This window comes from Dyadobacter sp. CY261 (assembly GCF_021440085.1).
Taxonomy (GTDB): domain Bacteria; phylum Bacteroidota; class Bacteroidia; order Cytophagales; family Spirosomataceae; genus Dyadobacter.
Genome location: NZ_JAKCPW010000002.1, coordinates 585,756 through 599,255, shown reverse-complemented (window position 1 = coordinate 599,255; position 13,500 = coordinate 585,756). Strand labels below are relative to the sequence as shown.

Here is a 13,500-nt window from a genome sequence, read left to right as displayed (position 1 = left end):
TAACATCCCCGATCTCATGAAGCCAAACGGTATTCCGCCCGCATTACTCGAAAAATACCTGTCTGGTGAATGCACCGATGCGGAGAAAGAACTTGTCGAAAACTGGTACGCGTCGCTCAAAGGCGAGCCGCGCTATCTCGATCATCTGCCCGATGTAGAGCTGGACGAAGTAAGGCAAGAGACATTCGGGAATATCCGCCGGGAACTGAACATGGCGGATGAGCGGCCGGTACGCAGGCTACCCTGGCACTGGCTCGCGGGAATAGCGGCCTCTGTGCTCGTTGCGCTGGGTATTTACCTCGCCGGCAATCTGAAAACAGTGAAACTACCAGAGGTTACCGTCAAAGGGCAGAAACCAGATCCGTCGAAGGCATTACCCGTAACCACTTTCAAAAACACCGGCACGCAGATCGTCCGGCACGAGCTTCCCGATGGCAGCGTCGTGACCATGCATCCGAAAGCCGAAATTATGTATCGCGCCGCATTTGCCAACAACAAGCGGTTCGTGGTGTTTTCCGGCGAAGGTTTTTTTGATGTGAAGAAGGACAAGACACGCCCATTCAATATCAAAAGCGGCGATATGGTCATCCGCGTGCTGGGAACCAGTTTCAATGTAAAGGCGATCGAAAGCCAGAAAAAATTCCAGGTGGATGTGGTTACCGGCAGCGTGCAGGTGACTGCGTTTAATGAAAAGCTCAATAAGCAGGAAGTGATCCTTAAACCGCAGCAACAGGCATTATTCGAACTGGATTCCAAGCGGTTGACCTACAAAACATTGCCACCTCAGTCCAAAAAGGAGCTCTACGAACCGGTTACCATTGTGTTTGAGGAAACGCCATTGAACAAGGTGATCGAACAACTCGAAAAACGCTTCAATGTATCGCTCACCCTAGCTAACCCAGGCCTCGCCAAATGCGGTCTGACGGCCAATTTCGAGTCGCAAAGCTTTCCGAACATTTTAGAAATCCTTTGCACTTCACTGGATGTAACTTACACTATTTCAAACAATAACATCACAATTAGCGGCGAACCATGTGAATAATCCCTTATACCACCCATGAACTTATGAACCCGTCCGTACCACCGTAAAAAGGGCCGGAAGTGTACCACCACTACCCGGCCCGAAATGTCATCCTTTTTCTTCGTACCACCGTTTCAAAAGGATGTTTTATCCAACAGTGCCTAACCATCAGACAATCAAAATTATGCAAAAAACAGTACGTAACAAGCCGGTCGACTGGCGAAAAATTATGCGCATTGGACTGCTTCAATGGATTCTTGCCGTCTCGCTCGCAGTCGGCAGTTATGCGAAGGAAACCGCGGCCCAGTCTGTGCTAAGCAGAGACATGACGCTCACACTCCGCAATGTTTCGCTCAAACAGGCCCTGAATGAGATCCAGGCCCGTGCCAACACCCGCTTTGTGTATAGCAGCAGGGTTTCCGTGAAGGAAAATGTGACCATCGATGTTAAAAACCAGAAACTGTCCAGGGTGTTGGACCAGTTGCTGGCGCCTCGCGGGATCAATTATAAGCTGATCAATAATCAGATCGTACTCGCGAAGACGCGCGTAAGCCGGGAGGAATCGGTGATCCCAGAGCTGGAAGAAAAACTACACCAATATGTACTGCCTACCGAGATACAGGTACGCGGGACTGTTTCGTCGTCGGACGGGCAGGGTACGCTACCGGGAGTGAGCATTGTCGTGAAAGGCACCTCACAGGGAACGACTACCGATGGTGACGGAAAGTTCGAGCTTACCGTCCCTAATGTAGAATCGGCGCTGGTTTTCAGCTTTGTGGGGTATGTTTCGCAAGAAATCGTGGTAGGCAACCGTACCGAAATCAATGTGACGCTGCAAGCCGACAACAAAGCATTGTCGGAACTGGTTGTGGTGGGTTATGGAACGCAAAAACGCGTGAACCTTACCGGGGCGGTTTCGCAGGTACAATCCAAAGACCTCGAAAACAGGCCATTGAACAATATGTCGCAGATCCTGCAAGGCATGGTGCCCAACCTGAACATTTCGTTCAGCACAGGTCAGCCTGGTAAAGGAGGTTCATTGAACGTGCGTGGGGAAACATCCGTGAACGGTGGAGCACCGCTGGTATTGATCGATGGTATCCCCGGCGATATCAACCGCATCAACCCCGGTGACGTGGAGTCGGTATCGGTATTGAAAGATGCCGCGGCTTCCGCAATTTACGGTGCCCGCGGGGCATTCGGAGTAATTTTGGTTACTACTAAAACGGCGAAAAACGGTAAGACCACCATTTCTTACACCAACAACTTCGGCTGGTCGAAACCCACGATCAACACCGATTTCATGACCAATGGTTATGATTATGTGAAGATTAATGATGAAGCATTCGTCCGCGCGACGGGTAACAGCTACACCCGCTATTCGGAGGAAGATTACAAGGAAATCGAGGCGCGCCGCTATGACAAAACCGAAAATCCGGCCCGCCCGTGGGTAGTGGTGAAGAATGTGAATGGCAAGGACATTTACAATTATTATGGTAACTACGACTGGTGGAATACGATCTTCAATATGAGTCAGCCATCGCGCCAGCATAACCTGAACCTCTCGGGTGGAACAGACAAGATCAACTACTTCCTGTCGGGCTCGGTGTATGAGAAGGATGGGATCATGCGGATCAACACCGACAAATTCACTTCCTACACGCTGCGCAGCAAGATCAATGCACAGCTTACGCCTTGGCTGAAAGTGAGCAACAACACCCAGTATTTTGATTCGAAATACAAATATCCGGGTCTCGAAGGCGGTGCCAATGCCAACTTCGCAGCCATTACCGTCCACGCGTTGCCCATTTACGCACCGCGCAACCCGGACGGTACGCCTACTTACAATACTTTGAAAAACAACTACTCGATCGGTGATGGTTTGTTTGCCAACCTGTTGAAAGGCGTTGCAGGCGGCGAACAGAAAGTACACGAGCTCACGACCATTAACACCGTGGAAATGAACCTGGCCAAAAACTGGAACCTCACGGCGAACCACTCCTACTCGTTCTACATTACCGACGACTGGTACCGCTCAGCCGTGGCCACCTATTCGATCCAGCCGGGTATTCTCACCACCGTTCCGAACTATAACACCGACCAGTTGAAGAAGACCTTCTGGTTCGACCCTCAGAATGTCGTAAACGTGTTCTCTGCATTCAACCACACCTTCGGAAAGCATTTTTTCAGTGCTACTGCGGGTATTAACTACGAATCGAGAAAACACCAGGTACTGGCTGGCTCGCGTAAGAACCTGCTTTCGGAAGAGCTTAACGACCTGAGCCTTGGTACAGGCGAGCAGCTTATCAGCGGCGGTGCATACCAATACGAGCTTTTCGGCGCATTCTTCCGCGCGAATTACGATTATCAAGGAAAATACCTGCTCGAAGTAAATGGCCGCTATGACGGTACGTCGCGCTTCGGGAGCGGCAAGCGCTATGGCTTCTTCCCATCGGTGTCTGCAGGGTGGCGTTTGAGCGAGGAGAACTTCTTCGAACCCGTTCGTAATGTGGTGAATAACCTGAAAATACGTGCTTCTTACGGAACATTGGGCAATCAGCTGCCTCCGAAGTTCAACGACAATCCAAGTTCAGCCAGCTTCTATCCTTACGTTCCGATGATGCCTACGGCGCAGTCGACCTGGATCACCAATGGCCAGAAACTGCAATATGTAAGCAATCCGGCTCCTATTTCAGCAGGCCTAACCTGGGAATCGGCCACGACATCCAACATCGGTATCGATGCAACATTGCTAAAAAACCGCTTGAACCTTTCCTTCGACGGCTATATTCGTAATACCACCGACATGCTGATCCCCGGACAAGTACTTCCGTCGGTTTACGGCGCGACGGTACCAACTCAGAATGCGGGAGATTTGCAAACCAAAGGCTTTGAATTGTCTATTGCCTGGGCTGATATGTTTAAAGTGGCCGGCAAACCGCTCACTTACAATGTGTCCTTCATTGTTTCAGATTCAAAATCCAAAATCACCAGATACGACAACCCCAATAAAGTACTTTCAAGCCCTTATGTAGGTCAAACGATCGGTGAAATGTGGGGTTACTCGATCGACGGGATGTTCCAGAGCGATGAAGAGGCGCAGGCTTTCAAGATCGATCAATCGTTCGTCAACAAGCAACGCCTGAGCGCGCCGGGTGAATGGAGCAAACTGCAAGCGGGTGACCTCCGGTTTGTTGACCTGAATGGCGACGGTAAGATCAACAACGGGTCAAACACGCTCGCCGATCCGGGCGATATGAAGATAGTCGGTAACAACCGCGTACGTTTCCGTTATGGTATCAACCTCGGCGCATCCTGGAATGGCTTCGACATTTCGGCTTTGGCGCAGGGTATCCTTCGCAGGAACTGGTATCCGGGTAATAATGCAGATAAGTTCTGGGGACCTTATTCACGTCCGTACTACTCGTTCATTCCAAAAGATTTCGGCAACGATATCTGGACGCCGGAAAACCGGGATGCCTATTTCCCTGTACTGCGTGGCTACACAGCGCTCAACGACGGCGGCGACCTTCGTTCCACCAATGACCGCTACATTCAGAACATCGGTTACCTGCGTCTGAAAAACGTCGTGATCGGCTACACCGTTCCGGAGCGCATCAGCAAGATGATCCGCATTCCAAGGGCGCGCATTTATGTCAGCGGCGAAAACCTGCTGACCTACACGCCGCTCCGCTCGAAATACATTGATCCCGAGCAATTCGACGGTGATGGCACCAATGGCCGTACTTATCCATTGTCGAAAACCATTTCAGCCGGTCTTAACCTCACATTCTAATCTCCGATGAAAAAAATACTTAGCATTATCGCCATTTCCATAGGTCTGGTGGCCTGCGATCTGGACCAGCTCCCGCAAGACGCGATCTCGCCGGAGACGTTCTTCAATACCGAAAACGACCTTTTGCTTTATACCAACTCATTTTACAACGCATTGCCCACGGCGGAGGATGTGTACAATGAGGATATCGACAATGTGGTCAAGACCAGCTTGCGCGACGAGTTGCAGGGAACCCGTGTGGTGCCTACGAGCGGCGGCGGATGGGCCTGGGGTAATTTGCGGAATATCAACTATTTCCTCGCCAATTCAGGCAAATGCCCCGACAAGAAAGCGGTTGCGAAATACAATGGCCTCGCCCGCTTCTTCCGTGCCTATTTCTATTTTGGGATGGTTAAACGCTTCGGTGATGTGCCCTGGTACTCGACCACCATCGAGCTCGAAGACCAGGAATTGCTCACTAAGGCCCGCGACCCGCGTGCACTTGTGATGGACTCGGTCATGGCCGATATCGATTACGCGATCGCCAATCTCGACGCCAGCCGTCAGGTCACTACCATCACGAAATATACCGCGCTTGCATTAAAATCACGCATTGGTTTGTTCGAAGGCACTTTCCGCAAATACCACCCGGAATACAACCTTCCCGATGCCGACAAGTTCCTCGACGCCTGTGTCTCGGCTTCGGAGGATTTGATGAAAAATAGCGGTTACACCATTTACAAAGCCACGCCTTCCACCGCCTACCTGAAACTTTTCTCGTCCGATAATGCCATTCCCGACGAAGTGATCCTGGCCCGCGATTTCAGTGACGAATTGCAGGTTTATCACAACCTGAACTACTACACGATGACGGCATCTTACGGCCGTCCGGGTCTGGAAAAAAGGCTTGTGAACAGCTACCTCATGGCCGACGGCTCCCGGTTTACCGACAAGAAAGGCTACGAAACGTTGCAGTTCTTCGATGAAGTCCAAAACCGCGACCCGCGCCTGGCGCAGACGATCCGCACGCCGGGCTATACGCGTATCGGCGAAACCGCGCAATTGGTGCCTGAATTCGGTGCGACCGTTACCGGTTACCAGCTGATCAAGTTCGTTTCAACGCCGAAATGGGATACTTTTAATAAAGACATTACCGATATGCCGATCTTCCGCTATGCCGAAGTATTATTGAATTACGCCGAAGCAAAAGCCGAAAAAGGTACATTAACCCAGGCCGATCTCGACATTTCCACCAAACTCACCCGCGAACGCGTGGGCATGCCCAACATCGATATGGCGCAGGCCAATGCCAAACCGGACCCCTACCAGGCGGAACAATACACGCAGATCAGCGGCAAAAACCTTGGCGTGATCCTCGAAATCCGCCGTGAGCGCCGCATTGAGCTCGTCATGGAGAATTTTTTCCGCTGGGACGACATTATCCGCTGGAAAGAAGGCCAGGCTCTGACCAAACAGTTCAAAGGCATGTATTTCCCAGGCCCGGGCCAGTACGACCTCGATCGTAACGGAACTATGGATGTGGTTATTTACGAGGGCACAAAACCAGACATCAAAGGTGCGCAGCTCCTGAAACTGGGCAGCGACGTATCGCTGGAAAATGGCGCGAAGGGTGGCAACATTGTGATCAATGGCCATATTACCAAGAAGTTCCTCGAAAACCGGGATTATCTTTATCCGATCCCCAAGCAGGAACGCTTGCTGAATACCAACCTGACGCAAAACCCTAACTGGGAATAATGCATTATCCGACTGTTCCTAACCCTTAATATTATGCTTTCAGACAGAAGGTCGTTTCTTGAAAAAATGTCGCAGATCGGGGCGTTGAGCCTGTTGCCCCTGGCTGGATCGCAGGTTGCCCACGCAGCCGAAGCGTCACCCGTCGAAGAAAAGAACCATTTTGTGGCTGGCCCCTATTTGCAGAATATGAGTGCGAATGAGGTCACTATCATGTGGATCACTCATAAGAACTGTTTCAGCTGGGTCGAATACGGCGCGGGCACTTACACGAGCAAGCGCGAGTTTGGCTATAACAACGGGCTTATCGAGGCGAATAACCGGATCAATAAAGTTACTTTGACGAACCTCACGCCTGGTACCGAGCACAAATACAAGATCGTATCCACGGAAGTGACCGGTTATAAAGGTTCAAAAGTGGAATTTGGCGAGACAATCGCCAGTCCGTTATACGGTTTCAAAACCTGGGGACAGAATGAGGATGAGTTCAAAATGGTCATATTCAACGACATTCACGACCGCCCACAGATCATCCCGCAACTTTTGTACCGCCACGGCTACACCGGAAATACCAAAGACTACGATTTCGTGGTATTCAATGGCGACTGTTTTGACTGGGTGACCGAGGAGCAACAGATGGTAGACCATTTGATTAAACCGTCGGTAGACATTTTCGCGACCGAGTTCCCGTTCCTGCTCACCCAGGGCAACCACGAATGCCGGGGCAGCTTCTCGCGGCACATTCCCGAGTACTATGCCTATCCCGACAACAAATACTACTTCGCATTCACCCGCGGCCCAGTGCGGTTTGTCGTGCTGGATTCGGGCGAGGACAAAACCGACGATAGCGTCGAGTACGGTGGGCTGTCGGCATTTGATCGTTACCGCGAGGTGCAGAAGAAATGGCTGGAAAAGGAAATCGAATCGCCGGAATTCAAAAAAGCCGATTTCCGCGTGGTACTGATCCATATTTCGCCCTATCACTCGGGCGACTGGCATGGTACGCTGCATTGCCGGGCGTTGTTCGGGCCGGTTTTGAATACAGCTAAAATCGACCTGCAAATCTCCGGGCACACGCACCGGTACATGACGCACGAGCCGGACGCCGACCATAACTGGCCAATCGTTATCGGAGGCGGGCCTTTAGAAGGAAAACGCACGCTGATTAAGCTTCATGTGACCCGCAAACAGCTCGACCTGAAAATGATCCGGGACGACGGCGAGCTCGTCGGCAAGTTTTTAATCCCGAAGAAAAACAAATAGTGCATTCCCCGACGAGGTTGTATCAAAAAGAGCGAAACAATCCTTGCTGTCATGTTTCGACTTCGCTCAACATGACAGCAAGGATTGTTTCGACTTCGCTGACAGCTTAACCACCTTTGAGATATCTTCGTCTCTTTTTCAAGCATTTGGTTACTTAAAATATTAACCCAACATTAAATAATCGTCCCCGCGCGCGCCGGATTTTTGCCAATAGAGAAAAGTGGTACATTTGCTTTTGCACGTAACCCATTTTTCGTGGAACAGGATTCGGTACTTTGGCAAAAGTTCAGGGAAGGCGATCCGCTGGCCTTTGAGCAACTTTTGCGCAATTACTACCGGCCCTTATTCGATTACGGCAGACGCTTCATTACCGACCGCGATCAACTGAAAGACATCGTGCATGACCTCTTCCTGCATTTGTGGGAAAGAAGGGAGTATCTGGGCAAGACAGATCAAATCAAACCATACCTGCTCACCAGTCTGCGCAACCGCATTTTCAAAAACGCCAACCGGCTGGAAGCCCGCCCGGATTTATTCCTGGCCATTGAGCACACCCCGGAAGATTTCCACGAGACGGCTATCTCCATCGAGAGCGAACTGATCCTGACCGAATTCGCCGCGGAAAAGCTTTCGCGTATTCAGCATATCATCCAGTCGCTCACACCGCGGCAGCAGGAGATTATCCATTTGAAATTTTACCAGGACCTCTCCAACGAGCGTATCGCCGAAATCCTCAACATTTCGCGCCCGGCTACGGCCAATCTTCTTTACGAGAGCCTCAAAATGTTCCGCGAAAAATGGCTGTTACTGGCCGGCTTGCTCCTGCTTTTTCTTGTCAAAGGACATTGATTCAAACTTTTCAAATTTTTTCCCCATTCTTCCATGATCCTGGCGGTTATGGCGGATTATACTTACAGAACTCATTCCATTTAAACCAATGCATCCCTTTTACCACTACAATCTGGAAGATTTTCTGACTGACGACGATTTCAGGTTGTGGGTGAAAAACGGCCAGCCCCGGAATGATTTCTTCTGGGCCAAACTCCGCTCCGAATACCCGGAAAAAGCATTGCTGATGGACCAGGCTACGGAGCTCATTCTCACTTGGGAAAAACAACCTAGCGACCTCACCCATGAGGAGCTCGATCACGAAGTGAACCGCATCCTGAACGAATCCGTGCGGACGATGCCTGTACGAAAAACCGGCATTATCCAGCTCCGCTGGTGGTATGCGGCGGCTTCGGTACTCGTGCTGGTGGGAATTGGCTGGCTCATTTCTCGCGGCGGACTGTTCCACAAAAACGATTTTACGTATAAACGTTACGTTTCGGCCTCGGCTGTTCCATTGAAGGAAATTGTCAATCAGAGCGAAAAGCCGATGGTGGTTAATTTGCCTGATGGGAGTGAAATCCGGTTAATGCCGGATGCGGCGGTCAGCTATGCCCCGGTTTTTATTCAAAATCATAAAAGAGAGGTCTATCTCTCGGGCGAAGCATTCTTTGATGTCAAAAAAGACAAGGCCAATCCATTTTTTGTGTATGCCAATGATCTTGTTACGCGGGTTGTCGGAACAAGCTTTACGATTAAATCTTCATCCGAAAGGGTCGAAGTGATTGTACGCACGGGAAAGGTGGCGGTTATGCAAGCGAAAGACCTGGTCGGCAACGAGCCTGCTCACGAGATGCCAGGCACCGCTGTGCTGCTGACACCCAACCAGCAAATTGTGTTTACGGCCCAACGGCCCGTTATGGCCCGGAGCATCACCGAAAATCCGGTGGCGATCGCGCGGCCGGTTGTAAAACCCGATTTTACATTTGATAATCAGCCGGTTGGCGAAGCATTCAAACTATTGCAGGAAACTTACGGGATTCCGATTTTGTATGACTCCGCACGGCTTGAAAACTGCTACCTGCGCGTAGCGTTGCGCGACGAGCCATTCTTCGACAAGCTAGGAATAATCTGCTCTACCATCGAAGCAAGCTACCAAATAACTGACGGACAGGTCGTTATCAAGGGGCAAGGCTGCGAATAAACCAAGTATTTCCTTTCAACTAAAACCCAACCCCTCTACTTTATGGCTAAACCTTGACCCCAGATTCATAAAAAAAGCCGGCAATGATTGCAGCATTACCGGCCTGATTCTCCCGGTTCATTTCAAACAGAAGGACAGTTCCGCCAAAATCGGAACACGGGAGGGCTTTGTCCAGAATTCATCAAAACCATTCCAATTTATGAAAAAATGTAGTCGACCACTAACGTACCTGGTGACTGTGATGAAAATTACATGCATACCATTCTTACTGACCCTGGTGTTCAGCACCCTGTCGCTTGCCAGTAATGGCCTTGCCCAGGAACTGCTGCAACGCTCCGTAACCCTGAAAGCCGAGCGGCAGGAGTTGCGCCACGTGCTTAACAGCCTCGAAAAATCGACAGGCGTACGGTTTTCATATGTGCCTTCGCTGGTACGTAACCAAAAAGTGACCCTAACCGCCGAAAACCAGCGCCTGTCCGCCGTGCTCGATCAACTGCTGGCTCCGCTCAACATCCGCTATTCGGTTTCAAAGGAATACATCATCCTGAACCGGAAACCGCAACCTAAGGCTGTGGGCGAAAACGATACCAGCTTGCTCGACATTTTCGGCGACGTAGATCAGGCCGACCGCGTGATCCGCGGAAAAGTGATGGCATCCGATACCAAAGAGCCGCTGCCGGGCGTGAGTGTGGTCGTTAAAGGCACCCAGCGCGGGACCTCAACGGAAGCGAACGGAGCTTTTGAAATCGAAATCCCAAACGGCGATGCCCAGCTTATTTTCAGTTTTGTAGGCTACATTGCTCAGGAAGTGAATGTTGGAAACCAGTCGGAACTCGACGTTACGCTCATGTCGGACACCAAGTCGCTGCAAGAAGTCGTCGTAATCGGCTATGGGACCGCGAAGAAAGCCGATCTCTCGGCGGCAGTTTCTACTGTTCCTGATATGGACCAGATCAAAAACCGGCCGGTGCTTAATGTCGGCAGCATGATCCAGGGAAAGGTGGCTGGTGTAACGGCGATCAGCAATGGCGGGCACCCGAACCAATCGCCGAACATTACCATCCGCGGAACGGGCTCGCGTGGGGGCGAAAGCGTGCTGTACGTAGTCGATGGTGTGCCCAATGCACCCTACAACCCCGCTGATATCGAATCGATTACCGTGCTGAAAGATGCCGCTTCGGCAGCAATTTATGGTGCATTTTCCGGTTCGGCAGGTGTAATCCTCATCACTACCCGCCAAGCCTCACAAGGCAAGCCGAGTATCGAGTACAGTGGCTTTATGGGTATGAAACAGGCCTGGAAACTCCCGCAATCGCTTACGGCCCAGGATGAAGCCAAAGTATCGAACCTTGCTTATACCAATGCAGGCCTCTCCCCACTCGATGGCTGGGACGCAACCAAAAACCCTTACGCACAGGTTACCCGCACCGACTGGGTCGACGAAATCTTTCGAACCGGCCTCATTCAGCGTCATAATCTAAGTTTCAACGCCGGTACCGACAAATTTTCGACCCTTTTGCAAGGCCGCTACGAGCGCGACGAAGGTACGCTCATCAATACGCATGCGCAAAACCTGTCTGTCCGTTTCAATGCGATGTACAAGTTCACGGACAAGATCAAACTGCGCCAGGAGCTTTTTTATAACAATAATGATAATCGTGGCACCGAAACTTCCAGCGGTTACAGCGGCACCGTGCTGTCGGCGATTTATATGCCGCGCTCGGCCGTTCCTTATTACGAAGATGGCAGCTTCGGTGGCGTAGGCCCGCGCGACTCGCAATATCTGGGTATCCATGGCGATGTGATCAGCCCCGTAGGTACATTGCTGCGCTACCGGCCGTACAATAAAAGCAATGATATGCAGTCGGTAACCGAGCTGGGTTATTCCGACATTATCCCTGGACTAAGCTTCGTGACCCGTTTCAGTTACCGCCAGAACAGCTCGCTTTGGAAAAATTTCGAACCCAAAAGGACTGAACCCGGCAAGCCGAACAACCAGAATACGCTATCCTATTCGACCAACCGCGGCTACCATTGGATTTGGGAAAATACTGCCAACTATTCCCGCGTTTTTGGCCGTCATAATGTAGGCGCCATGGCTTCGATGACCGCACAGGAGAATGGCAACCGCAGTTTCAGCATTGCCGCACGCGGCTTTGAAAACGAAGCCGACTGGGCGCAGTTCTTTGTCAATGCCTCTATTTTTGACCAGAACAGACCGGGAGATGACGAATGGAAAGACCGTAATGCTTCCTATGTAGGGCGTCTTTCATACAGCTGGGCCGACCGCTACTTCGTGACAGCCAGCTACCGTTACGACATTGCCGGCCGCCTCGCGGAAGGTTTCCGTGCCAAAGGTTACCCAGGTTTTACAGGTGCCTGGAAAGTAAGTTCCGAGCCATTTTTTAATGTAAAAGGGCTTGATTTGCTGAAACTCCGTGCCAGCTGGGGCCGCATTGGCAACATCGGTTCCATCGGCAGGTACTACGGCTATCCTAACCTTACACCCAACAACACTTACCAGATCGGTAATGGCGCGCCCATCAGTAATGGTTTGTATGTCAATTCAAGATTCAATCCGGAGTTGTCATGGGAAACGTCGCAGCAAACCGACTTTGGTTTGGACATCAGCCTCCTGAAAGAAAAGCTGACCATTACCGCTGATTATTTTAACAAACTGACCTTCGACCTGATCAAGCAACAGGACACAGAATGGACGAACACGAACGGCTACGGCGCACCTTACATCAACCAGGGAAAAATCAGAAATACCGGATTTGAATTCGCTGCCAGCTGGCGCGACCGCATCGGCGAGTTCGGTTACGAGATCGGTGGCAACTTTGCTACGCTCAAAAACCGGGTGGATTACATCGATGAAAACCCGAATTCGGTTTGGACGCACGGCGATGCATGGCGCGGCATCCTGGTGCCATTCCGCTCGACAGTGGGACAACCGTACTATTCCTACTGGTTGGTTAAAAATGCCGGTATTTTCCAAACCGACGAAGAAGCAGCAGCTTACGTGGGTCCTACCGGCGACCGCGTTCAGCCCAGCGCCAAAGCGGGCGACCTGAAATTCGTGGATGAGAACAAGGATGGCAAAATAGACGACAGCGACCGCGTATACATGGGCAATGCATTCCCGAAAGTCACTTACGGCATTACTGCCAATGCGAATTGGAAAAACTTCGATTTGAGCGTATTCTTCCAGGGCGTTGGTGGCGTAAAACTTTTCAATGCATTCAAACAATCGACATTGAACGGTGCTGAACAGGGCTACAACCGTTGGGACAAAATCCTGGATGCATGGTCGGAAACGAACCGTGGCTCGGACATCCCGAAAATCCGCGCGAACGACCCGAACAAGAACTTCGCCACCAACTCCGATTGGTATCTGGAAAACGGCAACTACCTGCGTCTGAAAAACCTTATCATTGGCTACACATTCCCAACCAAGCCAGGCAAACCCAGCTTGCGCGTGTACCTGAGCGGGGATAACCTGTTGACATTCACCAAATATTCCGGCATGGACCCGGAAGTCGGCAGTCAACTCGTGAATGGCGTTTATACTGCGCCCGGCCTCGATGGCGGCCAGTATCCGGTGGCGAGAGTGTATTCAGCCGGTGTAAAACTCAAATTCTAACAGCCAGATCT

The 13,500-nt window shown here is 51.1% G+C and carries 7 protein-coding genes; all 7 read left to right on the top strand.

Annotated features, from left to right (window positions below; all coding sequences use genetic code 11):
- Positions 1 to 16: 16 nt before the first annotated feature.
- The 7 genes from LZD49_RS09690 to LZD49_RS09660 all read left to right on the top strand — a co-directional run bounded on the left by LZD49_RS09690 (position 17) and on the right by LZD49_RS09660 (position 13,489).
- A complete protein-coding gene (locus LZD49_RS09690) occupies positions 17 to 1,042 on the top strand; it encodes a FecR family protein (RefSeq protein ID WP_234667140.1) in 1,026 nt (341 codons plus the stop codon).
- Between the two features lie 163 nt (positions 1,043 to 1,205).
- Positions 1,206 to 4,817 (top strand): TonB-dependent receptor, encoded by a 3,612-nt coding sequence (locus LZD49_RS09685; RefSeq protein WP_234667139.1) that lies wholly within the window; start codon positions 1,206 to 1,208, stop codon positions 4,815 to 4,817.
- A 6-nt stretch (positions 4,818 to 4,823) separates the two neighbouring features.
- Complete coding sequence (locus tag LZD49_RS09680; protein WP_234667138.1) at positions 4,824 to 6,554, top strand: RagB/SusD family nutrient uptake outer membrane protein; 1,731 nt, start codon at positions 4,824 to 4,826, stop codon at positions 6,552 to 6,554.
- A gap of 33 nt (positions 6,555 to 6,587) precedes the next feature.
- Complete coding sequence (locus LZD49_RS09675) at positions 6,588 to 7,814, top strand: metallophosphoesterase family protein (RefSeq protein ID WP_234667137.1); 1,227 nt, start codon at positions 6,588 to 6,590, stop codon at positions 7,812 to 7,814.
- 255 nt (positions 7,815 to 8,069) lie between these two features.
- Positions 8,070 to 8,663 (top strand): RNA polymerase sigma factor, encoded by a 594-nt coding sequence (locus tag LZD49_RS09670; protein ID WP_234667136.1) that lies wholly within the window; start codon positions 8,070 to 8,072, stop codon positions 8,661 to 8,663.
- An 88-nt stretch (positions 8,664 to 8,751) separates the two neighbouring features.
- Complete coding sequence (locus LZD49_RS09665; protein ID WP_234667135.1) at positions 8,752 to 9,846, top strand: FecR family protein; 1,095 nt, start codon at positions 8,752 to 8,754, stop codon at positions 9,844 to 9,846.
- Between the two features lie 199 nt (positions 9,847 to 10,045).
- Positions 10,046 to 13,489: a TonB-dependent receptor gene (locus LZD49_RS09660; protein WP_234667134.1), complete on the top strand. Its 3,444-nt coding sequence runs from the start codon at positions 10,046 to 10,048 to the stop codon at positions 13,487 to 13,489.
- Positions 13,490 to 13,500: the final 11 nt, after the last annotated feature.